General features: G+C 57.6%; 22 protein-coding genes and 3 tRNA genes. 9 read left to right on the top strand and 16 right to left on the bottom strand.

All coding sequences use genetic code 11. The features are described 5' to 3' along the window. Positions 1-3: 3 nt before the first annotated feature. From ACFDAU_RS05935 to ACFDAU_RS05905, 7 genes are all read right to left on the bottom strand, one after another. Positions 4-306 carry a DUF3240 family protein gene (locus ACFDAU_RS05935; RefSeq protein ID WP_413439079.1) on the bottom strand — a complete coding sequence of 101 codons (303 nt, stop codon included), beginning with the start codon at positions 304-306 and terminating at the stop codon, positions 4-6. Next, positions 299-3,394: an efflux RND transporter permease subunit gene (locus ACFDAU_RS05930; RefSeq protein ID WP_413439078.1), complete on the bottom strand. Its 3,096-nt coding sequence runs from the start codon at positions 3,392-3,394 to the stop codon at positions 299-301. Before ACFDAU_RS05930 ends, ACFDAU_RS05935 begins: the two co-directional genes overlap by 8 nt. Next, complete coding sequence (locus ACFDAU_RS05925) at positions 3,394-4,512, bottom strand: efflux RND transporter periplasmic adaptor subunit (protein WP_413439077.1); 1,119 nt, start codon at positions 4,510-4,512, stop codon at positions 3,394-3,396. Before ACFDAU_RS05925 ends, ACFDAU_RS05930 begins: the two co-directional genes overlap by 1 nt. Positions 4,513-4,777: 265 nt before the next feature. Next, positions 4,778-5,191 (bottom strand): hypothetical protein, encoded by a 414-nt coding sequence (locus tag ACFDAU_RS05920; protein ID WP_413439076.1) that lies wholly within the window; start codon positions 5,189-5,191, stop codon positions 4,778-4,780. 266 nt (positions 5,192-5,457) lie between these two features. Further along, positions 5,458-7,662 (bottom strand): CHASE2 domain-containing protein, encoded by a 2,205-nt coding sequence (locus ACFDAU_RS05915; protein ID WP_413439075.1) that lies wholly within the window; start codon positions 7,660-7,662, stop codon positions 5,458-5,460. A gap of 8 nt (positions 7,663-7,670) precedes the next feature. Next, on the bottom strand, positions 7,671-8,561 hold the full coding sequence (locus ACFDAU_RS05910) for a M48 family metalloprotease (RefSeq protein ID WP_413439074.1): 891 nt from the start codon (positions 8,559-8,561) through the stop codon (positions 7,671-7,673). An 11-nt stretch (positions 8,562-8,572) separates the two neighbouring features. Beyond that, on the bottom strand, positions 8,573-9,121 hold the full coding sequence (locus tag ACFDAU_RS05905) for an SH3 domain-containing protein (protein ID WP_413439073.1): 549 nt from the start codon (positions 9,119-9,121) through the stop codon (positions 8,573-8,575). A gap of 99 nt (positions 9,122-9,220) precedes the next feature. Between ACFDAU_RS05905 and ACFDAU_RS05900 the strand changes: the two genes are divergently transcribed. The 5 genes from ACFDAU_RS05900 to tal all read left to right on the top strand — a co-directional run bounded on the left by ACFDAU_RS05900 (position 9,221) and on the right by tal (position 13,231). Beyond that, positions 9,221-10,015 carry an MlaE family ABC transporter permease gene (locus tag ACFDAU_RS05900; protein WP_413439072.1) on the top strand — a complete coding sequence of 265 codons (795 nt, stop codon included), beginning with the start codon at positions 9,221-9,223 and terminating at the stop codon, positions 10,013-10,015. Between the two features lie 77 nt (positions 10,016-10,092). Then, positions 10,093-10,470, top strand: a complete 378-nt coding sequence (locus tag ACFDAU_RS05895; protein ID WP_413439071.1) for a hypothetical protein — start codon at positions 10,093-10,095, stop codon at positions 10,468-10,470. Continuing rightward, a complete protein-coding gene (locus ACFDAU_RS05890; RefSeq protein WP_413439070.1) occupies positions 10,467-11,414 on the top strand; it encodes an MlaD family protein in 948 nt (315 codons plus the stop codon). Before ACFDAU_RS05895 ends, ACFDAU_RS05890 begins: the two co-directional genes overlap by 4 nt. Further along, positions 11,411-12,103: a hypothetical protein gene (locus ACFDAU_RS05885; protein ID WP_413439069.1), complete on the top strand. Its 693-nt coding sequence runs from the start codon at positions 11,411-11,413 to the stop codon at positions 12,101-12,103. The genes ACFDAU_RS05890 and ACFDAU_RS05885 overlap by 4 nt, the downstream gene beginning before the upstream one ends. A 51-nt stretch (positions 12,104-12,154) precedes the next feature. Beyond that, on the top strand, positions 12,155-13,231 hold the full coding sequence (gene tal, locus ACFDAU_RS05880) for a transaldolase (RefSeq protein ID WP_413439068.1): 1,077 nt from the start codon (positions 12,155-12,157) through the stop codon (positions 13,229-13,231). A 31-nt stretch (positions 13,232-13,262) separates the two neighbouring features. On the opposite strand, the gene ACFDAU_RS05875 is transcribed toward tal, so the two are convergent. Then, a complete protein-coding gene (locus ACFDAU_RS05875) occupies positions 13,263-13,505 on the bottom strand; it encodes a hypothetical protein (RefSeq protein ID WP_413439067.1) in 243 nt (80 codons plus the stop codon). A 22-nt stretch (positions 13,506-13,527) separates the two neighbouring features. On the opposite strand from ACFDAU_RS05875, the gene ACFDAU_RS05870 reads away from it, so the two are divergent. Next, positions 13,528-14,052 (top strand): SCP2 sterol-binding domain-containing protein, encoded by a 525-nt coding sequence (locus tag ACFDAU_RS05870; RefSeq protein WP_413439066.1) that lies wholly within the window; start codon positions 13,528-13,530, stop codon positions 14,050-14,052. A gap of 67 nt (positions 14,053-14,119) precedes the next feature. Here the strand turns inward: ACFDAU_RS05870 and ACFDAU_RS05865 are convergent, their stop codons facing one another. From ACFDAU_RS05865 to glgC, 4 genes are read right to left on the bottom strand one after another with little or no spacing between them, the layout of a single operon-like run. After that, positions 14,120-14,611 carry an FKBP-type peptidyl-prolyl cis-trans isomerase gene (locus ACFDAU_RS05865; protein ID WP_413439065.1) on the bottom strand — a complete coding sequence of 164 codons (492 nt, stop codon included), beginning with the start codon at positions 14,609-14,611 and terminating at the stop codon, positions 14,120-14,122. A gap of 23 nt (positions 14,612-14,634) precedes the next feature. Next, on the bottom strand, positions 14,635-16,644 hold the full coding sequence (locus tag ACFDAU_RS05860; RefSeq protein ID WP_413439064.1) for an alpha-amylase/4-alpha-glucanotransferase domain-containing protein: 2,010 nt from the start codon (positions 16,642-16,644) through the stop codon (positions 14,635-14,637). A gap of 47 nt (positions 16,645-16,691) precedes the next feature. Continuing rightward, on the bottom strand, positions 16,692-18,398 hold the full coding sequence (locus ACFDAU_RS05855; RefSeq protein ID WP_413439063.1) for a glycoside hydrolase: 1,707 nt from the start codon (positions 18,396-18,398) through the stop codon (positions 16,692-16,694). Positions 18,399-18,445: 47 nt separating this feature from the next. Next, complete coding sequence (gene glgC, locus ACFDAU_RS05850) at positions 18,446-19,729, bottom strand: glucose-1-phosphate adenylyltransferase (protein WP_413439062.1); 1,284 nt, start codon at positions 19,727-19,729, stop codon at positions 18,446-18,448. Between the two features lie 95 nt (positions 19,730-19,824). Between glgC and glgB the strand changes: the two genes are divergently transcribed. The 3 genes from glgB to ACFDAU_RS05835 all read left to right on the top strand — a co-directional run bounded on the left by glgB (position 19,825) and on the right by ACFDAU_RS05835 (position 24,223). Next, positions 19,825-22,035: a 1,4-alpha-glucan branching protein GlgB gene (gene glgB / locus ACFDAU_RS05845; protein ID WP_413439508.1), complete on the top strand. Its 2,211-nt coding sequence runs from the start codon at positions 19,825-19,827 to the stop codon at positions 22,033-22,035. Between the two features lie 28 nt (positions 22,036-22,063). Further along, entirely contained in the window at positions 22,064-23,716 is a 1,653-nt protein-coding gene (gene pgi, locus ACFDAU_RS05840; RefSeq protein WP_413439061.1) for a glucose-6-phosphate isomerase, read from the top strand. Between the two features lie 126 nt (positions 23,717-23,842). Further along, positions 23,843-24,223 (top strand): MAPEG family protein, encoded by a 381-nt coding sequence (locus tag ACFDAU_RS05835; RefSeq protein WP_413439060.1) that lies wholly within the window; start codon positions 23,843-23,845, stop codon positions 24,221-24,223. A gap of 90 nt (positions 24,224-24,313) precedes the next feature. Here ACFDAU_RS05835 and ACFDAU_RS05830 read toward each other — a convergent pair. The 4 genes from ACFDAU_RS05830 to ACFDAU_RS05815 all read right to left on the bottom strand — a co-directional run bounded on the left by ACFDAU_RS05830 (position 24,314) and on the right by ACFDAU_RS05815 (position 24,826). Beyond that, positions 24,314-24,390 (bottom strand) — tRNA-Asp (locus tag ACFDAU_RS05830). A gap of 61 nt (positions 24,391-24,451) precedes the next feature. Continuing rightward, positions 24,452-24,527 (bottom strand) — tRNA-Glu (locus ACFDAU_RS05825). 28 nt (positions 24,528-24,555) lie between these two features. Beyond that, positions 24,556-24,735 (bottom strand): hypothetical protein, encoded by a 180-nt coding sequence (locus ACFDAU_RS05820; protein WP_413439059.1) that lies wholly within the window; start codon positions 24,733-24,735, stop codon positions 24,556-24,558. Between the two features lie 15 nt (positions 24,736-24,750). Beyond that, positions 24,751-24,826: transfer RNA gene (locus tag ACFDAU_RS05815), tRNA-Ala, on the bottom strand. Between the last annotated feature and the right edge of the window lie 24 nt (positions 24,827-24,850).

Here is a 24,850-nt window from a genome sequence, read left to right as displayed (position 1 = left end):
CTCTCATGCAAATACTCCCTGTTCGAGGATCGGCGCCAGCCAGTAGCGCATACCGGTACCGGCAAATTGTTGCTGAATGGTGTTGAGCAAAACGTCCTTGTCCTTGACAGCGAGCAAGACCTGTACTTGCGTGGCGATAGCACGACCGAGCACCTGCTCGGCAGGGCTCAGATTTCCGGCCACTGAGCCATGGGCGGCGGTCGGCGTGCTGGTGAATACGGTGATTTCCGGCGCCATCAACAGCATATCGAGCAGTTTTTCTTCGAGCGCGGGCGGGCACAACAGTGTCAGACAAAGTTCAGACATGGGTAATCTCCGTGGAGGTTGCCTGCTTTGGAAAAGCAAAGCGTAAATATAGAATTGGCAACAGCATCAAGGTCAGCGCCGTGGCGGTAAGCAGGCCGCCGATCACGACAATGGCCAACGGCCGTTGAATCTCGGAACCCGGCCCCGTGGCGAACAGCAGCGGTATCAGTCCGAACGCCGTAATGGCAGCGGTCATCAGCACCGGCCGCAAGCGTCGCTTCGCGCCTTGCACGACAACTTCGCTCAGTTTCATTCCCTCACTTTGCAGTTGGTTGAAATAGCTGACCAGCACGACACCGTTCAGAACCGCGATGCCGAGCAGCGCGATAAAACCGACGGATGCCGGCACCGACAGGTATTCCCCCGTCACCCACAAGGCGATAATGCCGCCGACCAGGGCAAACGGAACGTTGCTCAGGATGAGCAAGGCCTGGCGCACCGAACGGAAGGTCGAAAAGAGAATGACAAAAATGAGAATGAGCGCGACCGGAACGACGACCGCCAAACGGGCCGCTGCACGTTGCTGGTTCTCGAACTGCCCGCCCCAGGTGATGCGGTAGCCGGTAGGCAGAGGGAGCTTCTGCGTCACGAGTGCCCTGGCCTCTTCAACAAAACCGACCAGGTCACGACCACCGACGTTGGCGATCACCACGCTGTAGCGGCTGCCCATTTCGCGGTCGATCTTGACCGGACCTGCAGCACGTTCCAGTCTGGCGACACTGGTCAATGGCACGGTGCTACCGTCCCGGGTCGTGATTCGCATGGCGCCAAACTCGGCCGGCGACATGCGCACCGATTCAGCGCCACGCAATACGATAGGCGTGCGCCGGTTGCCCTCTATCACGATGCCGGCGCGCTGTCCCTCGATCTGTGTGCGCAACGCATCCTGTATCTCTTCGACGCTCAAACCGAGCCTTCCGGCCTGCAACCGATCCACCGCGACCCGCAGATACTGCACGCCGTCGTTCTGGACCGTGTACACGTCCTGATTGCCGGGGACCGTCTTGAGCAGCGCTTCGACCTGGCTCGCATACGCGTTGAGCTTGTCGAGGTCGGGACCGAAAATCTTGACCGCCAGATCGCCGCGCACGCCGATGATCATTTCCGATACGCGCATTTCGATCGGCTGTGTGAAGCTGTACTGGATGCCGGGCATGGGGTCGAGCACCTTGCGCACTTCATCCATCAGCGCTTCCTTGCTCTTCATGCGCCATTCGCCGCGCGGCTTCAACAACAGGTAAGTATCGGTCTGGTTGAGGCCCATCGGATCGAGGCCGATTTCATCTGAGCCGGCGCGAGCGACGATGCCGGTCACCTCGGGAATGGCTTTCATGATGGCCTGGTGAATTTTCAGATCGAGCGCGGCGCTTTGTTCCAGGCTGATCGAGGGGAGTTTCTCGATGCCGACGATCAGGTCGCCCTCGTCCATGGTCGGCATAAAGGTTTTACCAACCTGGGTGTAGATCACGCCAGCCACCAGCAACATCGCTACCGCCACCACGACAACGACGCGCTGCCGACGCAGGCCCCAGGCCAGCGCCGGTTCGTAGAGCGCCAGCAGCTTGCGCGGCAACCACGGGTCTTCGTGCTTGACCTCGCGCAACAGGTAGGATGCCAGTACCGGAATGACGGTCAGCGATAGCACCAGCGATCCGGCCAGCGCGAACACGATGGTGAGCGCTACCGGCACAAAGAACTTTCCTTCGAGACCCTGGAGCGTCAGCAGCGGCAGGAACACGGTGATAATAATCAATATTCCCGAAGTGACCGGCACCGTAACCTCGCGCACCGCGCGATAGATCGTATGCAGCCGCGGCAGCTTGCCGGCAGTGGGATCGGTCGCCAGGCGCTGAACGATGTTTTCCACCACCACCACGGCGGCATCGACCAGCATGCCGATCGCGATGGCCAGGCCGCCGAGGCTCATCAGGTTCGCCGACATGCCGAAGGCGCGCATCAGGATAAAGGTGATCAGCGCCGCCAGAGGCAGTACCAGCGCGACCGTCAATGCCGCGCGGAGATTGCCCAGGAACAGCACCAGCAGCACAATGACCAGGACGGTCGCTTCGAGCAACGCGGACGATACCGCGCCAACCGCTTTGCTGACGAGGGAGGCACGGTCATAGAAAGTCTTGATCTGTACGCCTTTTGGAAGCGTCGGTTGCAGTTCCTCCAATTTCTGGCGCACGCCTTCGACAACCCGTTGCGCGTTGGCACCGGCCAATCCCAGCACCAGCCCTTCGACGGCCTCGCCCTGGCCGCTTTGCGTCACCACACCATAGCGCGTCACCGTGCCGATCTTGACCTCGGCAAGATTCCCGAGGCGGACCGGTACACCGTCTTTCACTGCAACGACGACCGCGCGCAAATCGTCCAGGCTGGTGACGCTGCCTTCGCTGCGCACCAGCAGCACTTCGTCGCCTTCACCAAGCCGTCCCGCACCGTCATTGCGATTGTTGGCGACGATCGCTTCCTTGAGCTGCGCCATGGTCACGCCGCTGGCGGCCAGCTTGACCGGGTCGGGCACGACTTCATATGCCCGAACCACACCACCCAGCGCATTCACATCGGCGACGCCCGGTACCGTGCGCAGAGCGGGCCGGATGACCCAATCAAGCAGGCTGCGCCGCTCGGCCAGAGACAACCCCCCGCCTTCGACAGTGAACATGAACATTTCACCCAATGGCGTAGTGATCGGCGCCATCCCGCCTGTGATGCCGTCCGGGAGACTTCCCGTCAGCCCGCTCAGGCGTTCGCTGACCTGTTGCCGTGCCCAATAGATGTCGGTGCCGTCCTCGAAATCGATGGTCACATCGACCAGACCGTACTTGGTGATCGAGCGCAGAATTCTGGTTTTCGGGATGCCGAGCATTTCCACCTCGATCGGCACCGCGATGCGGCTTTCGACTTCCTCCGGCGTCATGCCGGGAGCCTTCATGATGATCTTGACCTGGGTGCTCGACACATCCGGAAACGCGTCTATCGGCAACCCAAGGTAGGCATACCAACCCGCACCGGCGACAACCAGCGTCACCAGCAGGATGAACAGGCGCTGCGACAGGGAAAATTGAACGAGGCGGGAAAGCATTACTTGCTCCCCTTTTCATCAAGCCATGCGCCCTTGAGAGCGACCACGCCGCTGACGGCGATCTGCTCACCAGGCTTGAGCTGACCCTGCACGCGCACCTGTTGCCCGGCGCTGGCCGTAAGCTGCACTGGCCTGGCTTCGAAACCATCTGACGTGCGCACGAATACGTAAGCCTGGTTGCCGTCATGGGCCACGGCGGATAGCGGCACGTCCCAGCCGCCCTGCGTCGCCGTTGCGACGGGAAGTTCGACCGTCACGAACTCGCCCGGGCGAACCAGTCCGGACTTGCCCTCGATCGCCGCCCGCAGCACCACGGTCTGGCTACTGGACGAAACGGTCGGGCTGGTGCTCAGGATGCGCGCCGTGACATCCCGGCCTTGTACCTTGACTCTCGTTCCGGCTTGCCAGTTCGTACCTTCCGAGACCGGAATCTGAATATCGAGCCATAGGGAATCGGTTTGGGCCACATGCAGCAAGGCAGTTGCCGCTTCGACCCGCTGGCCGGGCCTGACTGCAATCTCGGTGACGATTCCGGCCTGCGCCGCGGTAAGCGTGATGCTGTCTTGCGGCTTGCCGGAGGCAGCAATCCGGTTGATGTCCGCTGCCGGCATTCCGGCCAGACGTAACGCCGCCTTGGCCTGAGACAGCGCCGCGTTGCTTTCCTGCAATGCAGCCTGCGTTTCCTGGACGCGTCGCTGTGGGATGATACCTTCGTCGAACAAGGCGCGTTCACGCTGTGCCGTCTGGCGCGCCAGCACGGCACGGGTGCCGGCTTGCAGCAACTGCAACTGCAACTGGCCAAGTTCCGGACTGACCAGCCGCAACAGCGGTGTGCCTTGCTTCACTACTTGATTCTGTTGCACGAACAGTTGTACTGCCAAACCGGCGAGCGGCGCACTGACGATTTGCTCGCGATTTGGCGGTACCACGACTTGCGCAGGAAAACTCGCCTTTACCGAGCCGGTTTGACTCTGCAGGGGCGCGGTTTGAATGCCCAACGCCTGAATCTGGCTCTTGGCAACGGCAAATCTCCCTGGCCGATCGGCTGCCGAGGCAAGTGGCGCAAAGGCAAGCACAACGGCAAGCAACAGATACGGGGCAACATCACTCTTTTTCATAATTCATCCTGGATAACACGGCAACGCAAAAAATACGCGCCGAACGGCATGTAAACGGATTGACGGAACTGGCCCAAGCGCTGCGCATAAACACGCACGATGCTTTCTATGGACGGGATCCCGGGTCAAACAGAAATCCTGACAGGTATCTGCGTTGCGCGAATGCCTTACATGCGCGGCTTGACACAAGCGCAGGTTCTGTCGGGCTGAAAACAGCACGAATCAAACACCGGCGCGATGGCGCCCAATGTTCAGACGGACTGCTCTAGCTTAAGGAAGGGAAATGCGAAGGGGGGCGGAACGGTGTTTCAAATGTTGCTAGCGCCACATTGAAGGAGGTGAAATGATAGCGTACAGCACCGGGCTGGGATGCAAAAATTCCGTCGATGACGGCACCTGGGAAAAACTGCAAATGGTCGACCGCATGCAGCAGCTGATGATCCATGGTGGCGGGTGATTTTTCATTGTTATCGGCCAATGCGCCCAACTTGCCGGCATCGGCATGGTCGGCTGTGGCGGCCATCACCTCCAGCGTACCGCTGTGTTCCAGTTCATGCGCAAGCCAGTTCGAATGAAAACTCCATACGCCCATGTTCGTCATGAAAATGACGAGCACCGCAAGCGAAAGATATTTTGTGAATGGCCTACTCATATTTGAAATTATATCATCTCCTGCCAAATGCCTTGCAAAAACGAATCGGCCAGGATCGATTCAACATTTTTTAATTTCAACTCTTATACTTTCCGGTCACAGATCGACACCACAAGTTCCCATAAGAATACCGGGCTGATGGCCGTTGCCGGCAGGTTGGGCGATATTCCATGGTGACCTATTCCGTTACCGGCTTGAGCCGGGTGCGGTACATTTCAGCGCAGTATTTTAATTGCTACAGTCTGGCTGCTAGCGCCGTAACCAAGAATGGCTAATTCAGCGCATCCTGTGTTTCATTTCGATTCGTAGATCCACACGCCGTCCCAATCCGCACCGGGCGGATTGTCGCGCAGGTGCGCAAGACGTTCGAGATACAGGGCGTAGAGTTTCGAAGGATGCTCGTTTTGCAGCGCATTCAGAATCGCTTCGGCTTCGTCCCAGCGCTGGGCGCGGTACGCGGCCAGCGCGCTGGCGAAGCGTTGTGCAGCGGCAAGCGTGGCAGCGTCCACCTGGCCTTGCAGTCCCAGCGGCTGGAAGATGGCGACCGGCTGTTCTTTGCCTTTGACACGCACAAGATCAAGTTCGATGAACACCATCTCCGGCAGTGCGGCGCGCGTACCCTCGCCTACCGCCACCGGTGCCGCATAGAATTTGGTGATGCCTTCCAGGCGCGAAGCGAGGTTGACCACGTCGCCCATTACCGTGTAGGCCATGCGGAATTGCGAGCCCATGTTGCCCACACTGACCCGGCCGGTATTGATGCCGACCCCCACATGCAACTCAGGCCAGCCTTTGGCAACGAAGGTTTTGTTGAGCTCGGTCAGCGCGGTTTGCATTTCCATCCCGGCCAGCACGGCGTCACGGGCATGGTGGGGATTGTCAATCGGCGCACCCCAGAATGCCATGATGCAGTCGCCCATGTATTTATCGATGGTACCCATGCGATGGTGGATCACCTGGGTCATGGCGCCCAGGAATTCGTTGAGCAAATCCGATAGCTGCTGCGGGGTAAGCGTCTCTGAAATCGTGGTGAAGCCGCGCACATCCGAAAACAGAATGGAAAGCTCCTTGCTCTCGGAGCGCATGTTGAAACGCGACGGATCCTGGCTCATTTCGTCCACCAGTTCAGGCGGCACATATTGGCCGAACAGCCCGGTAATCTGGCGTCTGGCGCGCGTTTCGGCAAAAAATCCCCACGCCATGTTGAGCAGCATCAGGCCCAGGATCAGCACCAGCGGCGTGGCCAGTGGAAACACCAGCTTGTGCTGCCACGCCCAGTAATTGCCTGCCACCACAAGCGCAGCCAATGTCAGCGATAATGCCGCGCCGCGCACCGGGGTCAGGCGCGGCAGTATCAGCGCCAGCAATACGCCGAACACGCTCAGTACGGCCAGGGTCAGGTCGTGCGCGTAAGCCGGCGCGTAGCGGATGGTGTCGTCGAGGATGCCGGAAATCAGGTTGGCGTGGATTTCCACACCGGGGTAGCTGCGCGCCACCGGGGTGACGCGCAGATCGAGCAGGCCGGGAGCGGTGGTGCCAACCAGTGCGATGGTGTTTTCCAGTTCGGCCGCCGGGACGCGCTGCGCCAGTATGTCGGCGGCGGAATAGTAACGGTAACCGGGATAGGCGCGATACGGTACATACGCTGCAGCCCCGTTGTCCACCGGCACGCGCAGGCCGTCTGCGACCAGTTCCAGATGGGTGTAATGCGCTCCGGCGTCGGCTACGCGCTGATAGTTCAGGGTCGAGCCAAGCGCGGTACGCAGTGTGGCGAGCGACAACGCCTCGTAATCCGCACCCTGGTATTTCTGCAGCATGGACATGCGCCGGGTAACGCCATCGAAATCCGCCAGCATGTTGAAAAACCCGCCGCCCGCTGCGTTTGCCTGCAAGGCAGGCAGGTTGCCGCCATAGCCCTGATTGCTGATGAAATTCGCGTCCTGCCCCGCCATCGCCCCGGCCGCAAATGCCGGTTTGGGCAACACGCCCGAAGTCTCGGCGTAAGGCGTGAAATAGTAGCCCAGCACTACCGGCCCCTTGTGCAGGGATTCGGCAAACTGGCCATCGAAATCCAGCAATGGCCGTGCATTCTGGAGGGCAGCGGCAAAACCCGGATTACCCTTGAGGCGGGTGGCGGCGAGTTTTTCCAGTGCGGGCAAACCAGAGCTGGTATCAGGTTCGGCAAATACCACGTCGAACCCCACTGCTGCGACGCTATAGTGCTCAAACAAACGCTTCGTCAGCTCGGCCAGCTTGTCGCGCCCCCACGGCCAGCGTCCGACCTCTTTCAGGCTCTTTTCGTCGATGTTCACAATGACCACACGCGGATCAACCGTGTGCGGCATGGTGAGCAGTAGGCGCGCATCGTAGGCCCAGGCTTCGAGGCGATCAAGCAAACCGAGCTGCACGCTGCCCTGGCTGGCAAGCACCAGCAACAGGGTAAGCAGCAGACTGACAACGGTGCGCGGTAACGCGCGTTTGAACTGGGCGAACTGCATCCAGACGATTAACGAATCCGGTAGAACCGGTCTTTGACTTCCTTGCCTGGCGCGAGGTTATCAAAACGAGTGCCGATCGCATCGCCCAGCCTGGATAAGCGTTCGGCCGGTGCCGGGTGGGTTTTGAACAGCAGCGCAACGCGGTTGTCATTCGGTGCCGTGTGGCCGATCTCTTCCAGAACTGCGGGTAGGCCGTAGGGTTCATAACCGGCGCGTGCAGCGAGCACCACACCCATGCGATCAGCGGCAAACTCGGCATTTTTATCGAGTCCGCGCGCAACGATTTCAGCACCGCTACCGATCAGCTTCTGTACTGCAGCCTGATCTTTCGCCTGCTTCCCGAGGTACTGTGCGCCAAGGTTGAGCAACTGAGTCTGCTGCAGAATCTTGAGTTGATCCTTGTGCACGACGTGGCTGATTTCGTGCGCAAGCACCCCGGCCAGTTCCGCCTCGCTATTGAGCTTCTGATACAGCCCCTTGGTGACGAATACATACCCGCCGGGGGCTGCGAAAGCATTGATGTCGGTCGTATCGATTACGCCGAAATGCCAGGGCAGATCCGGGCGATCACTCTGCAACGCGACCCAGCGCCCCACTTCGTTGACGTAGCGCTGCAACCTGGGGTCCGGTACCAGCGGCGCGGCACCGAGCAGATCGCCGGCGATCTGGCGCCCGATGCGAATTTCATCATCCGTCGAGGTTTTTGAGAACGCCCCCAGTACGGTAGCCGCCGTATTGTCCTGCGTACTGGTCGAGTTGCCTGCCTCACCCGGATTCGTTTGCCGGGGCTCGGTCTGTTGCGGCACAACCTGTTTGCGCAGCTCTTCTTTCAACAAGTCCTGCCAGTCTGCCTGTGCAGCGCTGGCGGCAAACAGGGTCCCGATCGCAATGATCAACATGGATTTTTTCATTACTGCACCTCCCAGGAATTACTGCTGTTTGCACCGTTTGCTCTGGACGGATCCGGCAAATACGCGACCGCTTGACGGGTAAGCCGTGCCTGGCCGGCAAACTGGCGCGCCGCACCTGCAGAAACCGAATAGGATGCGAGATCCTGGATACCGCGTTCGCTATATTTCGCAGTCTTGAGTTCTTCTTCGTTGAGCCCGCGCACGCCTGCCGTCGCCACGATATTACCGGGGCGACGCTGACCTGCCCGCGCCAAGCCAGCCAGATCCGACGCTGCATTCCCGCCGCCGCCCGCGCTGCTGCGCACCGAGAACATGCGCACCCAGCCACGCGTACGTCCGCTGGTCACTTCCACCCAGCCGCCCTGGCGCGTTATCACAGTTACCGGGGTGCCGCGCGCCACTTTACCTACCGAGGCACTGCGCACCGCAGGTTTGGAATACAGGGTTTCGTCCTTGATCAGCACGCCACCCGCTGCCGCAGAGGCAAGCGAGGTGAATAGCATACCGATCAGCAATAGCCATTTTGCCTGTCTGATTTTCATCTTCATGATCTCCTTAACGGTTGACCATTCTAACCTCATACCAGTGTACTTGCGCATGCTAACCTTGCAACCCATACTTGCCCTGTTCGATAATTTTTCTAGACAATGAACGTGCTGGCTACCAGGATCGAAACCATCGGGAATGCTGTGATTACGCGTCTGCGGTCTGCCACTGCGCTGGTCGATTTCGGCTGGCGTTTGCTGACTGTGGCGCTTAATCCACGTACTTACGACAGCGCCACGCGCTGGATTATTGTCAAGCAGATTTATTTCACGGCGGTGCAGGCACTGCCCATATATATGGCCTATTCGCTGGTCATCAGTGCAGTGATTATCCAGATCATGGTGACCGTGGCGCGCAATTTCGGATTGTCGGAGTATGTGCCCGGGCTGATCGTGGGTTTCCTAGTGATGGAGTTGCTGCCGTTTTTATCAGTGCTGTTCGTAGCCCTGCGCTCGGGAGCGGCAATCAATACCGAAGTCGCGCTGATGCATGTCAACGACGAACTGACGGCATTCGAGCATGCGCATATTGATCCCATCCGTTATGAATTCATGCCGCGCGTGGTGGGCGGGGTTCTGTCGGTACTCGCGCTGACCGGCCTGTCGGTGCTTACGGCACTGGGGGTGGCCTTTTTCGTGATTTATGGCTTTGAACCGGTGAATTTCCCCGCGTATTCGCGTGCCATCGCCCATCTTCTGGCGTTCCCGCTGGTGTTCTGGCTGGTGCTCAAGACCACGCTGTTCGGGCTAAGCGTGACGCTGATACCGATCAAAACCGGGCTGGAAATTCCCAAACGGCTGTTTCTGGTGCCGGTCGCGGTACTCAAGGGCATGATGCGGGTATTCTTTGCCATTGTTCTGATCGAGGTTGCATCATTAGCTTTCAAATACATATAGATTGGTGCGCAGACGAGGCTGCACGACGCGCCCGGCTGGCAGCGCTACTGGGCGATCAGGGCGACGCTTGCGCACTGGTGTCACCAGAATTGCCGTTGCGGGTGAACCTGACCGCGCTGGAAAACATCGCGCTGATCAAGCAATACCATCTCAACCTGTCCTGGAAACAAGCCAGTGTTGACGCGCAGCAACTACTGGATCAATGCGGGCATGGCGATGTCGCGATGAAGCGCGATGAGGACCTCACACCCACGCAGCGCTTTGCCGTCAAAATGGCGCGCGCAATGATGCTTGCGCGGCCGCTGCTGGTAATAGATCGACCCGCCGAGCTGTTGGCGGATACGCCCTATCCGAAGTTGCTGGCCACCATGCTGGGCAGCCTGGCCAACAAGCTTCCCGACCACCAGATACTCGATTACGATTGGAACAAACCCTTATATCAGGGCGAGACATGAACACATCCATACAATTCAAAACAGGCCTGTTTCTGGTCTTCTTTACCATTTTGAGCGCGGCCGCGCTGCTCTATCTGTTGTATGCACGCGGCACCTTTGAAAAAGAATCGCACTTCACGCTCCTTTCTGCCGATGCCACCGGTGTTGAGGCAGGCACACCCATTGTTTATCGCGGCATTGCCATTGGCAGGGTGACGACAGTGTCCCTGAGCGATCTTGGTCTGGCGCTGGTGGCGATAACCATACCCGAACGCGAACACCGCTGGTTACGGACCTCCAGCGAGTTCACGCTCGACAAGCCCCTGGTGGGCGCCGCCGTGATACGTCTTGATACGCCCACACTGGATGACCCCCAACTCGCCAATAAAGCTATCGTTCCGCTCATACTGAACCCCCCGCTTGATGTGCCGGCGCTGGTGGCCAAGGTCAACGGCATCCTCGATCAGCTGGGCGGGGTGAGCAAAAACCTGGCATACATCACGCGCAAGAACGGCGAAATCGATACCACGCTGGTCAATGTCAAGACCATTACCACACAGATGTCCGGTAAATACGGCGTAGCGCAAGGCCTGTTGGGCAGCGAACAGAACGCCCAGGTGCTGATGGATGCGCTCAATAATGCGCGCAAGCTGACCGCCAACCTCGACGTCATGTCAAAAAAACTGGATACGTGGGCGTTTTCCCAAGGTGGGGTAGCAGACAAGGCCGACCAGTCGCTGGCGCAAATTCAGGCCATGCTCAACGACCTGCAAGTGAGCCTGAGAAAACTGGATTCAATTCTGGTCAACGTCAATGGTCTGAGCGCCAATCTCAAGGACGGCACCGATGACCTCGGACAACTGCGCGGACAAGTGGACGAAGCAGTAAGCAAGGCCAATCAGCTCATCACCAAAATCAACCGCATCCTGCCTTCCTCCAAACCCGGCGAGGTGAAGTTGCCATGAAAATCCTCTTCATCCCGATTTTGAGCTTGCTGCTCGGCGCATGTGCCGGCCAGTCTGCACCTGACTGGCAGTACGATGCGCAAACTGCGGCCGCGCGCTATACGCAACACTACCTGGCTGGAAATGTGAAACTTGCCGAGACCAGCTTTGCCCAGGCGCGTAGCGCCGTCGCTGCAACGGGGGATATCGCCGCGGTCGGGCATATCGAATTGTTGCGCTGCGGACTTCACGTCGCGTCCCTTGATTTTGCGCCATGCACCGGCTACACCGAACTCGCGGCTATCCGTACCACGCCCGCGGATAACGCTTATGCCCGGTTCATCAGCGGTAACTGGCAAGGCATCGATCCCAAATTGGTGCCTGCACAATATGGCACTCTGATGGGAACTGCCAACCAGTCCCAAGCCCATATCAATCAAAACATCGTGGCGATTGCCGATCCGGTTTCGCGCTTGGTCGCCACCGGCGTCATGGTCAGACGCGGACAGTTCGATGCCGCCACTTTGCAGGCCGCCGTGGATGTCGCTTCCAAACAGGGCTGGCGGCGTCCCCTTTTGACTTATCTGGGCTTGCAGGAAAAACAAGGCGGTGATGCAGCAACACTTGCCATCATCGCCGCACGCATCCGCCTGGTGGAACAGTCCATGATGAAGCCAGCGGCGCAACCAGCTGCTGACACAACAAAGTAACCACGACAGGCTATATTGAGGAGACATCCCGATTATTTGGAGAACCCGGCAATGAATCCACTGCGCATACTCAATCAGTCAGGTCAGTCAATCTGGCTGGACAATCTCTCCCGCACCCTGCTGCGCGAAGGCGGCCTGCAACAACTCATCGAAAACGACGGCATTTCCGGGGTGACTTCCAACCCCAGCATATTCCAGAAAGCACTCGCCGAAAGTCCTTATTACCAGGACGATCTGGCACGCCTCAAAGCCAGTGAAGCGGATGCGGAAAAACGCTATGAAGCACTGGTGATTCCCGACATCCAGGCGGCGTGTGACCTGTTGCTGCCGACCTTTCAGCGCAGCCAGGGCGTTGATGGCTATGTCAGTCTCGAGGTATCACCGCATCTTGCCCATGACAGCGCCGCCACGATTGCCGCCGCACAACGTCTGCGCGCCACCGTGAACCGCCCCAACCTGTTGATCAAGATACCGGGTACAGCGGCCGGCCTGGTGGCGTTTGAGCAGCTGATTGCGGCAGGTGTCAGCATCAATATCACCCTGCTGTTTTCGCTGCGCCAGACAGTGCGCGTGTTCGAGGCTTACATTCGTGGCCTCAGACAACGTTTGGCGCAGGGCAACGATCTGCGCAATGTCAAAGCCGTTGCCAGCCTGTTCCTGTCGCGCGTGGATACCCTGGTGGATCAACGTCTCTCGACAATTGACAGCGATGCGGCGCAAGCCCTGACCGGCCGCGCGGCGCTGATCACCGCCAAGCTCGCCTACCAGCGCTATCAGGATATTTTTCATGGCGCCATGTTTGCGGATCTGGCGCATGCAGGCGCCCGTCCGCAGTATCTGCTATGGGCCAGCACCGGTACCAAGAATCCGGCCTATTCAGACGTGAAATATCTGGAAGCGCTGATCGGCCCGGAAACCATCAACACCGTACCCGACGCCACGCTGGCGGCGTTTCGCGATCATGGTCGCGTCGAACTGACCCTGAAAGATGCAATCGCCGCCGCCGAGGCTGATTATATTGCGCTGGAAAAAATCGGTATTGATCTGAATGCCGTGGGCGAGACCTTGCAAGCGGACGGATTGAAACTGTTTTCCGATGCCTATGACAAGGTGCTTGCATCCAGCTGATCGGGCTGGCTCCTGAATTCGTATGGCCGGTTCAAACTACCGGCAGCGCCGCTTTTCCCTTCACCGCCCGGGTGATTTTTTCGAGTCCGGCCTGCGCTATTAATGGCGTGTCGGGCACGCAATGTATCATCTGAGGTGGGCGCCGAATTACCACATTGATAATCGCGCAGACCGGCGCAAAGACAAGTTTGACAGGCATGGTTGAAGCGGGTAAGTTTTTGCCTTCGGTGGCAGCCAATAACGACAACCCCGAATCATCATTCCAACTACTCATACATAATCAAGGAGACACACACATGCATGCAGGATTGAAACAATTCGTTGCCTTGTCCGGTTTCGGTTTAGCCATGCTTGCAGGTCAGGTACACGCAGCGCCGGTCCTGATGTCGGCCGAATGGGCCGCCCAGGCCTGCGAGGCCTGGAATAAGGACACCACCCTGACCACCGGTCTGGCCGGAAAATGGATTAAAAATGACCACGGTCACGGCTTCAAGGTCATCCAGATGTATCGCACCGACTGCGAGGGCAGCCCGCATGTGGAAATGCGCATTGCCGATAAGGGCGACAAGGCCATGTGCATTTACGGTGGCAAACTGGAAACAGCCAAACTCGATTCCAGCGTGGATTACCTCATGCATGCGACAACCGAGCGCTGGAAACAGATGGGAGCCGGTGAATACGGTCCGATGAAAGCCATGATGTTTGGCCGTCTAGAATTCTCTGGTCCGAAAATGGAAGCAATGAGTGTAATGGGACCGTTCGGCAGTTTCCTGATGCTGGTTGGGAAGGTGCCTTCCGATACGAGCAGCTGCCCAAAATAAACACTTCGCCAAAACACAAAGCCTCCGTGATCGGGGGCTTTTTATGGCCTGGAGTGTATTAAAGCATTTAGTGCAAGCGCGGCGCGCTGGCATCTTCCGGCCGGCCGTTGGCAATTTCTTCAGCAGTCGCATCGCGTATATCCACGATATTGACGATGAAGCGCACAGTCTGCCCGGCCAGCGGATGGTTTCCATCCACGGTGAGCTTGCCGTCCTCGATTTTGGTCACACGAAATTCCTTGCTTTCGCCAGCGTCGTTTTCAAAACTTACCGCCGCGCCAATGTGGCGAAACTGGGGCGGCACATTCTCGATACTGTCGGTAAAGGTGAGCTCAGGCTGATGCTGTCCAAAACCGTCGGCAGGTGGGAGTATCACTTCGACCCGTTCGCCTTCCTCATGCCCTGCCAGCGTGACTTCGATTTTCTCAAACAATCCACTATTGGCGCCATGCACATAACCGATGGGCACATCATACTGCTCGAACACCGCTCCATTCTGGTCAATGATGCTGTAGGTGAGATAGACCACCTTATTCTTTTCGACGGTTTTTTTATGCATAAACGACTCCGGTTAGATAGCAATCAAACAGGGGATATGATCAGGCTGAGTTCCATCTGATTTTCTCCTGTGGGGAGTTGCCAGTCCAGTTGCAATGTCACAGCCTGCATGATTTTCTCAAATCCGGCTTCAGATTGCGATACCGTAAACAGAGGATGTGCTGTCAATCCAGCTGGCTGGCTCAGATTCAGCGATACACTGCCCCCCAGCACTTCATCTTCCAGCCTGATTTGATCCATGCTTTCCACTGTCAGCGGCTGGCCGAATCCCCCGGCAATCTGACCATCCAGCACAAAGCGGCCCGCCGGCCCATCGCAACTGGGCATGGCCAGATTCATTTCGGTGCTGAATTGGCCATGCAGATTATCGGGAAACTGGTAAACAAGCTTCAGCTGTCCGTCCAGCATGACAATATGTTTGTGTAGCGTACCTGCACTGGTCTGGGCAACAAAGCCCAGACTATCGTTGGTACTTGCCTGCAGCACAAAATCCAGCGGCAATATGCCATCAGCGGTATGCAGCGTGTCCCTGAAAAGCGTACGCCCTGTCGCATCGTAGGCCAGATCGTCCTGCGTCACAATGTGCTTGAAACTGATGCGGTCGTGGGCGGAGCTGATGCCATCACCGTGATGCGATGCAGCCGAATCATTGACCAGGGTTTTGTGGTGATAATGTTCCGGCTGACGGCGCAGGGTATCAGCAAAATTGTGGTGCAGGCGGTAAGCATCCAGTTCGATCACGCTGGCGCTGCCGTCCAGTCTCACTACCGCCTGCATAGTCGAGTTGTGCAGGAACATCTCATCGTTGCCATCCATATCCACATCTTCGCGCAGCAGCGCCGGACGCGGGGCCACACTATCCAGCAGCTGTTCCAGTTCGACGATGGCGTGATACACAGCGCGGCGCAGGTGCGGCAAGTACAGCCCGCCAAACAAACCATGCCAGTAGGCATCGTTGGCCTGGGCTTCATACAGCAACACCTGCATGCGCCCGCTTGCCTGTTGCGCCGGGAGCGCGTGCAGACGTTGTGACAGGCTTAGCATACGTTTGTGCATCCAGTTGGATTCGGGATACGCCGAGAAAAAGTTTTTCCAGATACCGCCGCGCAGAAAGGCTTTCTCCCCGTCGAAACGACCACCCGCCTTGCTCGCAGCAATCAGCTCTGCATAGCGCGCCGCAACATGCGCAGGCAGCGTCCATTCGTTCATTTCTATGTACGAGGTCGTCGGTAAATACACGACGCCATGGGTTCTGGTGCGCGCATGATGTTCGCTAAAGGTTTCGGTGCGAATGATCTGCGAGGCCAGCACCCCTTCAATAAACTGAGTCAGCCAGCCTTGTTCGAATACCCAGGCGTAAGTCTCCGGCCAGATACCGAATTTTTCAATGTCATCAAAATAAATCGCTGCCGTTTCGCCGGTTTTGGCCAGGGATTCGATATAGGCAACCGCCTCATGCGCGGGTGCGAACGGCAGGCGATACCGCAATGCCTCGGAAATCGGATAAAGATCCAGACGACGGCCATCTTCTTCAGTTGAAAAAAAACCGTCGAGCTTGTCTGCATCCTGACCGGCGCAAAGAAAATGATAGTCATCTACCGTGACGTAACCAATACCGGCATCTGCCAGCGCCGGCACTACCGTCGCTTCCCATACCCGCTCGGTCAGCCAGGCACCCTGCGGGCGCTGGCCGAAGGCAGCATGAAGCCGGTCAGACAAGGCATTGAGCTGGCTGATGCGGTCCCGATAGGGAATGACCGCCAGCACCGGTTCGGTGTCGCCTGCGCCAACCATTTCCAATTGGCCACGAACCACCATTTGTTTGAGCAGCGCCATGTCTTCCGGGTAAACACGCAGCAGATAATCGAGCAGCCAGCCGGAAAAATGCGCGGCAAAACGGAACCCTGGATAACGATACAGGGTGCGGATAAACGGTCCGTAACAGCGCCGGTGGGCATCATCGAGCACTTCAGTAAAATTACCCACCGGCTGGTGAGCATGTACGCCGAAAAGCAGTGAAATGGTGGGATTCATGGATTAACGTGTCCGGCGTCTTGAATAAGAAAAAGCCTCTGTAGGGATCAGGATGCCCGGCGCATGGTGCCTCCCGCCTCCGCTTCGCTGCCTCCATGGCTGATCGGAACGCTTAGCGCTTCCGGCACAGGCAACTTGAGCAGGTGATAGAGCTGAACCAGATTGGCACGATACAGGCGATCGAAGCTCTCTACGCTGTGACGCGGGTTGTAGCCGCCAAACCACCAGAACCAGTCCGAACTCTCGCAGTCGCACAATTGCGCTTCCGCGGCGGTTTTTTCTGCTGCGCTCAGCTTGCCGGTTGCCATGACCAGGTCATACTGCTGCTTGGCGCGCGCCAGCAGATCCCAGGCGCGGTTTTTTTCCGGCACGCCAATCCAGGTCGAAAACGTGCCGTAAACCCAGCTACCCGCTACCAGGCGCGGCAACGCTCCAATTTGCGCGGCATGGGGGTGCCGGACGCGCTCCGCCAGATAGCTGGCAAAGCTGTGGGGATGAATGTCGGGATGATTCTCCAGTGCGGTATACAGTTCATCAAGGAAGAAATAGCCATTGTAGGGATAGTATTCCCAGGCGTTCTCGCCATCCAGAATCACGCTCACCACCGGGGTTTCGTGCTCCGGAGTCTGATGCAGAATGGCTTCCAGTTCGGCGACAAAATGCTTGACAGCATCGTTGGCATGCCATTTCGAGTATTCAAAACCGATCATGTCGGACAACTTATCGTCGCGGAAGAAACACAGTGTCTGGTGCGCGGCCACCCGATAGGGTCGGTAGCGCAACTGGCGCTGGTCGGCGTCCGCTACCTTGGCAGCATGCAGGCTGTTGGACAGCACAGCCTCGCCGCTCGCAGTCCACGCCAGCCCGGCTTCGTCGAACACCCCCAGCAGCGCCGTCGAGATACCGCCTTCAGCCGGCCAAATACCCTGCGGCACAGCGCCAAAGCGCGCCTTGTGACTGACAAGCGCGGAATCCAGGTGGCGCCGCACGCGCACCTCACCACCGGGATACACGGGTTCGACGGGCAATTCGCATTGCGGCCAGGCTTCGCGCGCGGCGGCAAAATCCATCAAAACCGGGGCTATCGGGTGATAGTGCGGCGTACTGGATATTTCCACCTGACCGGAGGCAGTGAGCTTGCGGTAACGCGGAATCAGGTCGGTCATCACTTCGCCGATCAGTTGATACACGCTGCGCCGGTCTGCCAGGGTAAAGCCGCGGCCTTTTTTCATCAGATCCAGCAACCACGGATAGCGACGCCGCACCGTCTCGCCCATCCAGGCCAGGTGGTACCAGGTCACCAGGTCAGCGAGGTATTGCCCGGAAAGATAATTCAGCGCATCGCTTCCCTGCCGCTCTGCCAGTTGGAACAATTCAGCCAGCTGGTGATAGGCGGCATATGGCCGCACCATGGTGACGTGGTTGCAGCGAAAGCAGTATTCCAGGATCAGATCGCGCTGGGCTTGCGTGAGGTGTGCCAGCTCCGGTTCGATCAGCAATGCAAGCAGTGGATCGCGCGGATTGTTTGCTTTGAACTGGCTGGTGTAGTCTTCCAGCTGGTCGAGCAGAACCGGCACGAAATTACACGTCACCCGCATTAGCGGATGCGCTTCCAGATGCGCTGCCATGTCACTGTAATCCTTGATGGCGTGCAGATAAGTCCAGGGCAGACGGTATTCACCGGTGGCATAGTCACGGTAATCTGGCTGGTGAAAATGCCAGCACAGGACAAGATCAAGACAACGTGTAGTCATAAACAAACCCTGAAAAAAACCATTGCACTGCCAGTTTCGAATTGCGTCTAACGGATCTGGTGCGGGTACTGGCCGAGCATGTCCGGTGTAATCAGCGTGATGCCGTTTTCGGTCACATGAAAACGCCGTTCGTCTTCCGCGCGATCTACGCCCGCCACCATGCGCTCAGGTATCTTGCAGCCCTTATCGATCACACAGCGACGCAAATAGGCATGCCGACCAATATCAACGTCCGGCAGTATCACCGCGTCTTCCACCGTAGCGAAGCTGTTGATCTGGACATTGGAAAACAGCACCGAGCGCCGCACCGTGGCACCGCTGATAATGCAGCCACCCGACACAGTGCTATCCATGGCTATACCGCGTCTCTCTTCCTCGTCGAATACGAATTTGGCTGGCGGCAACTGTTCCTGATAGGTCCAGATAGGCCAGTGCGTGTCATATAAATCGAGCTCGGGTGTGATTTTGGCCAGATCCAGATTGGCCGACCAATAGGCTTCTACAGTACCTACATCACGCCAATAGGGTTCACCACCGGGTAAGCTGCCGATGCAGCTGTCTTTGAAACTGTGCGCATAGACACGGTAGCGCGAGATTAAATAGGGAATGATATTGTGGCCGAAATCATGGTCTGAATGGGGATCGTCCGCGTCGCGAATCAGTTGTTCGTAAAGAAAGCTGGCGTTGAACACATATATACCCATGGAGGCCAGTACCCGCTCCGGGTTTCCGGGAATGGTAGCGGGATTTTCCGTTGGTTTTTCAGTGAAATCCACCACACGTCCGTCTTCCCCCACGGTCATGACACCAAACGCGTGGGCCTGTTCTATCGGCACTTCGATACATGCCATCGTCATATCGGCGGCATGGCTGACATGGCAGGCCAGCATTTCTCCATAATCCATTTTGTAAATATGATCGCCGGCCAGAATCAGCACATGATCCGGCTCGTGGTTCCGCACAATGTCCATGTTCTGAAACACGGCATCTGCGGTACCCTTGTACCAATTCAGTTCCGAGATCCGCTGCTGCGCTGGCAACAGTTCGATGAATTCGTTGAACTCGCCGCGCAAAAACCCCCAGCCACGCTGGATGTGTTTGATCATCGAGTGTGCCTTATACTGCGTCAGTACCCCGATGCGACGGATACCGGAATTGAGGCAATTGGATAACGGAAAGTCGATAATGCGGAACTTGCCTCCGAATGGCACGGCGGGCTTGGCGCGCCAGTCGGTTAATTGTTTCAGGCGGGAACCACGCCCCCCTGCAAGGATCAGCGCCACAGTATTTTTAGTAAGGCGACTGACAAAACGCGGAAAATCTTTTTGCAAGACAGGCTCCTTTTTTGCTTTATTGTTGATCGAATGATTACGATCCCCTCATGGCTATAATAGCCCACACCAATGAACGCCGATACAGTCCGCCCATGACCCCCAACCTGCCCGTGGCTAATATTGCTAGCGCTGCCCGTACACTTCCCCAGTTTGACGCCCTCACCGGCGGGCATGCACATAATCCGTGCGAATTGCTCGGGCCGCACCAATTGGATGCCGGATGGGTAATCCGTGTATACGATCCGGATGCCTTATCCATGTTCCTGCTCGTCAATGGTGCCGAAACCGAGTTGCAACGTGTGGATATACGCGGCGTATTTGAATGGCATGGGGTGGTTGCACCGGTTCATCCTTATCGCATACGCCGCACTTATCCCAACGGTGAAATTGTCGATCATGACCCTTACGCCTTCCCTCTCCAGCTCACTGAGCACGATCTGTACCTGTTCAATGAAGGCCGGCTAAATCAAGCTTATCAAATGCTGGGAAGCCAGCCATGCCGCGTGGATGAAGTAGACGGGGTGCGCTTTGCGTTGTGGGCGCCCAACGCAGACCGTGTCTCGGTAGTGGGGGACTTCAACCACTGGGACGGGCGCAAGCACCCGATGCGTGCGCATGGCGATTCCGGGGTGTGGGAATTGTTCATTCCCGACATCATTGCAGGCGCACATTACAAATATGAGATACACAACCGCCATAGCGGCCAGTTGCTGTTGAAAAGCGACCCTTACGCGCAGTTTGCCGAACTGCGCCCCGGCACTGCCTCGCGCGTGGCACCGGTTTCCAGCCATACCTGGAACGACGCGCGCTGGCTGACCACGCGCGGTGAGCGCAACTGGCTGCAGGCGCCGATGAACGTCTACGAAATCCATGCCGGTTCGTGGCGACGCCACCCTGACGGTCGCTTTTACACCTATCGCGAACTGGCCGAGCACCTCGTTCCCTACGTACTCGGCATGGGCTATACCCATATCGAGTTGATGCCGATCAACGAGCACCCTCTGGATGAATCCTGGGGTTATCAAGCCACCGGCTACTTTGCGCCGACCAGCCGCTTCGGCAGTGCGGATGACCTGCGCCACTTCATCGATACCAGTCACCAGGCCGGACTGGGGGTATTGCTGGACTGGGTGCCCGCGCATTTCCCGCAAGACGCTTTTGCGCTGGCGCGCTTTGACGGTACAGCCCTGTATGAACATGAAGACCCGCGTATCGGCTTCCATCAGGACTGGGGCACCTATATTTTCAATTATGGCCGCAACGAGGTGAAAAGCTTCCTGCTCTCCAGCGCGCACTACTGGCTGGGCGAGTTCCACTTCGATGGCCTGCGCGTTGATGCGGTAGCGTCAATGCTCTATCTCGACTATTCACGCGAAGCAGGCGAATGGTTGCCCAACAAGTTCGGCGGGCGCGAAAACCTGGAGGCCATCGAATTTTTGCGCGCGTTGAATATCATGGTGCACGACGCTTTCCCCGGTGCACTGACGCTGGCGGAAGAATCCACCTCGTGGCCGATGGTGTCCCGACCGGTGTATCTGGGTGGACTGGGTTTCTCGATGAAATGGAACATGGGCTGGATGAATGACACCCTGACCTATATTCGCCACGATCCGGTGCATCGCAAGCATCACCACGAGAAGCTTACCTTTGGCCAGCTGTATGCCTATACCGAGAATTTCATGCTGCCGTTCTCGCACGATGAAGTGGTACACGGCAAAGGCTCGCTGATCGGCAAAATGCCGGGGGATGCCTGGCAACAATTCGCCAATCTGCGCCTGCTATTTACTTACCAAATGACCACCCCAGGGAAAAAGCTCAACTTCATGGGCAACGAATTTGCGCAAGGGCGCGAGTGGGATTCAGGCTGGGAACTGGACTGGAGTCTGCTGCAAAGTCACTGGCACGACAGCGTCAAAAAACTGGTGCGTGACATCAATCACCTGTACCGCGACACCCCGGCATTGCATCAGCTGGACTTCGCGGCGAACGGTTTCGCCTGGATCGATTGCCATGACGCGGAACAATCCGTATTGAGCTATGTACGCTATGCCGGCGACGGCTCGTACGTCATCGTCGTGTTGAACTTTACCCCGGTGCTGCGCACCAACTATCGCATTGGTGTGCCGCAAACCGGTTCATATTCAGAAATATTTAACAGTGATTCAATATACTTCGGCGGCAGCAATGCGGGCAACGGCGCCGGTCTGCTGGCCGACGCCGCAGCATGGATGGGATACCCCGCATCCCTAACACTGACCGTCCCGCCATTGGCTGGCGTTATCCTTGTGCATAACCGGCAATAATTCACCTGGCTGGAGCGACTACATAGCAATGTCTGACCCTACCCTCTCCCCTGCCTGGCAGGCACTCAAGACCCAACGCAAAGCATTGGCCAAAACATCCCTGCGCGAACTGTTCGCAAAGGATAAAAAACGCTTCGAACGCTTTTCAATCAATGCGGCAGGCATCCTGCTGGATTACTCAAAAAACCGCATCACGCCGGATACCATGAAGCAGTTGATCAAGCTGGCGCGAACCAGTCCGCTGCAAACGGCCATCGAGGCAATGTTCGACGGCGTCGAAATCAATCTTACCGAACACCGTGCGGTACTCCACACTGCGTTGCGCAACCGCTCGGAGCAGCCGGTGTTTGTGGATGGCGAAGACGTCATGCCGGATGTGCTCAAAGTGCTGGCACGCATGAAAAAATTCACCCAGGCAGTGCGCAGCGGCAAATGGCGCGGCCACACCGGCAAGCGCATTAGCGACATCGTGAATATCGGCATCGGCGGCTCCGACCTGGGCCCGGTAATGGTCACCCAGGCGCTGACGCCATACTGGCAAAAAGGCCTTACCCCGCATTTCGTTTCCAATGTGGATCCCACCCATATCAGTGAAACCCTGCGCCGCCTGGACCCCGAAACCACGCTGTTTATCGTCGCCTCGAAGTCTTTCGGCACGCCGGAGACCCTGCTTAACGCGCAGGCGGCCAGACGCTGGCTGCTCGCTGCCTTGAAAGACGAAGCAGCGATCGCCCGGCATTTCGTCGCAGTCTCGACGAATACCGAAAAAGTCCGCGCCTTTGGTATCGATACCGACCACATGTTCGGTTTCTGGGACTGGGTCGGCGGACGTTATTCGGTGTGGTCAGCGGTGGGATTGTCGGTTGCGCTGATGATCGGTATGGACAACTTTACCAGGCTGCTCGACGGTGCTTTCGCCATGGACCAGCATTTCCGTACCGCCCCGCTGGCGCAAAACATGCCGGTGATCATGGCGCTGCTGGGCATCTGGTACAACAATTTCTGGGATGCGCAAAGCCAGGTGGTGCTGCCCTACGATCAATATCTGGCGCGCTTTCCCGCCTATCTCCAGCAACTCGATATGGAGAGCAACGGCAAGAGCGTCACGCGCGCGGGCAAACCTGTCCACTATGCCACCGGTGCGATTATCTGGGGCGAGCCCGGCACCAATGGCCAACACGCGTTCTATCAGCTCATCCACCAGGGCACCCGGCTGATCCCTGCTGATTTTCTGGCAGCTGCCGAATCCCATAATCCGATCGATCACCAGCATCAGGTGCTGCTGTCCAACTGTTTTGCCCAGAGCAAGGCATTGATGCTGGGAAAAACTCGCGCCGAGGTACGTGCCGAACTCACTGCCGCCCATCTGGATGACGCTGAAATCAAGGCGCTGCTGCCGCACAAGGTATTTCCCGGCAATCGTCCCAGCAATACCCTGCTCTACCGCAAACTTGACCCGCATACCCTGGGCGCACTGATCGCCCTGTATGAGCACAAGGTATTCGTGCAGGGCATGATCTGGGATGTGAATTCGTTCGACCAGTGGGGCGTGGAACTGGGCAAGCAGCTGGCAGGGGCCATCGAACAGGGACTGGTCAGCCCCGGCCAGGTCAGCGAGCACGACAGTTCGACCAACGGCCTGATCAACACCTGCAAGGCATTAAGCGCGGATTCATCCTGATGCCCATTGCGGCTTCGAGAAATCCACGCTCGCCCCCTCCTTGCCACAATTCGGGAACAGGGTGATAAAGTCGGATTGAATTAAGCGCTTGCAGACTGCGCTGTTACGACGACAAAAGGGACTCAGATGACAATTGCCTTGTGGATGATATTGGCTGCAGCGCTGATACCCTACCTATTCGCTGTAATCGCGAAATTCGGCCGCGATTATGACAATAGCGCGCCGCGCGAATATCTGGCGCGTGCCACAGGCTGGCGTCAACGTTCGAATTGGGCTCATCTGAATGGGTTCGAAGCGTTTCCACCCTTCGCAGCTGCCGTTATTACCGCACACCTATTGATCGGCCAATGTGCTTTGACCGACTGGCTTGCCCTCGGCTTTGTCACAGTACGGTTGCTGCATGGTGTCTTTTACATCGCGAACCTGGCCACGCTGCGCTCGGCGGCGTGGGCTGCCGGATTCTTATGCGTGGTCGGCCTGTTTCTGGCGGCTGCCCGGATCATCTGAACACATCAATCAACGCGTCGCCGAGGAAACCTCTGCGCGGAAAATAAAAAACCGCAAGATCACAGCGTGATTTTGCGGTTTTTTAATGGTTGGCGGAGTGGACGGGACTCGAACCCGCGACCCCCGGCGTGACAGGCCGGTATTCTAACCAACTGAACTACCACTCCAATTTTCAAATGGCGAAGCATCGGAAAACAAACGGGCTGCATCGCTGCAGCCCGTCAAGACTGGCGTCCCCAACGAGATTCGAACTCGTGTTATCGCCGTGAAAGGGCGGTGTCCTAGGCCTCTAGACGATGGGGACCTGTGTGCGACTCGACGCGAGCAGTTTCCTATTTTCCGGAAAACTGCGTTACTACTGTACCCAGCAACAACAGGGCGAACCCTGCGGGTATCATGGCCATCCAGATACTCGGCTCACCATATTCAACCAAATCGATGGCACCGAAAATCAATCCAAGCACGCTCATCAAGATACCTGCCCAGACCGTCACTATGCCAATTTTGTGCATTCGGCTCCACTTTTCTGGTGGAGGTAAGCGGGATCGAACCGCTGACCTCTTGCATGCCATGCAAGCGCTCTCCCAGCTGAGCTATACCCCCGAAAGACGCGCATTATATGGAGCC

Origin of the sequence: Sulfuriferula sp. GW1 (assembly GCF_047300855.1) — a bacterium.
In the GTDB taxonomy this organism is placed as follows: domain Bacteria; phylum Pseudomonadota; class Gammaproteobacteria; order Burkholderiales; family Sulfuriferulaceae; genus Sulfuriferula.
The sequence above is the reverse complement of the archived record's forward strand: the minus strand, read 5'-3'. Positions and strand labels throughout refer to the sequence as shown.

Coding starts and splice junctions, on each gene's coding strand:
- ACFDAU_RS05935 (WP_413439079.1), bottom strand. CDS start 306: ATGTCTGAACTTTGTCTGACACTGTTGTGCCCGCCCGCGCTCGAAGAA.
- ACFDAU_RS05930 (WP_413439078.1), bottom strand. CDS start 3,394: ATGCTTTCCCGCCTCGTTCAATTTTCCCTGTCGCAGCGCCTGTTCATC.
- ACFDAU_RS05925 (WP_413439077.1), bottom strand. CDS start 4,512: ATGAAAAAGAGTGATGTTGCCCCGTATCTGTTGCTTGCCGTTGTGCTT.
- ACFDAU_RS05915 (WP_413439075.1), bottom strand. CDS start 7,662: ATGCAGTTCGCCCAGTTCAAACGCGCGTTACCGCGCACCGTTGTCAGT.
- ACFDAU_RS05910 (WP_413439074.1), bottom strand. CDS start 8,561: ATGTTGATCATTGCGATCGGGACCCTGTTTGCCGCCAGCGCTGCACAG.
- ACFDAU_RS05905 (WP_413439073.1), bottom strand. CDS start 9,121: ATGAAGATGAAAATCAGACAGGCAAAATGGCTATTGCTGATCGGTATG.
- ACFDAU_RS05900 (WP_413439072.1), top strand. CDS start 9,221: ATGAACGTGCTGGCTACCAGGATCGAAACCATCGGGAATGCTGTGATT.
- ACFDAU_RS05890 (WP_413439070.1), top strand. CDS start 10,467: ATGAACACATCCATACAATTCAAAACAGGCCTGTTTCTGGTCTTCTTT.
- ACFDAU_RS05885 (WP_413439069.1), top strand. CDS start 11,411: ATGAAAATCCTCTTCATCCCGATTTTGAGCTTGCTGCTCGGCGCATGT.
- tal (WP_413439068.1), top strand. CDS start 12,155: ATGAATCCACTGCGCATACTCAATCAGTCAGGTCAGTCAATCTGGCTG.
- ACFDAU_RS05875 (WP_413439067.1), bottom strand. CDS start 13,505: ATGAGTAGTTGGAATGATGATTCGGGGTTGTCGTTATTGGCTGCCACC.
- ACFDAU_RS05870 (WP_413439066.1), top strand. CDS start 13,528: ATGCATGCAGGATTGAAACAATTCGTTGCCTTGTCCGGTTTCGGTTTA.
- ACFDAU_RS05865 (WP_413439065.1), bottom strand. CDS start 14,611: ATGCATAAAAAAACCGTCGAAAAGAATAAGGTGGTCTATCTCACCTAC.
- ACFDAU_RS05860 (WP_413439064.1), bottom strand. CDS start 16,644: ATGAATCCCACCATTTCACTGCTTTTCGGCGTACATGCTCACCAGCCG.
- ACFDAU_RS05855 (WP_413439063.1), bottom strand. CDS start 18,398: ATGACTACACGTTGTCTTGATCTTGTCCTGTGCTGGCATTTTCACCAG.
- glgB (WP_413439508.1), top strand. CDS start 19,825: ATGACCCCCAACCTGCCCGTGGCTAATATTGCTAGCGCTGCCCGTACA.
- pgi (WP_413439061.1), top strand. CDS start 22,064: ATGTCTGACCCTACCCTCTCCCCTGCCTGGCAGGCACTCAAGACCCAA.
- ACFDAU_RS05835 (WP_413439060.1), top strand. CDS start 23,843: ATGACAATTGCCTTGTGGATGATATTGGCTGCAGCGCTGATACCCTAC.
- ACFDAU_RS05820 (WP_413439059.1), bottom strand. CDS start 24,735: ATGCACAAAATTGGCATAGTGACGGTCTGGGCAGGTATCTTGATGAGC.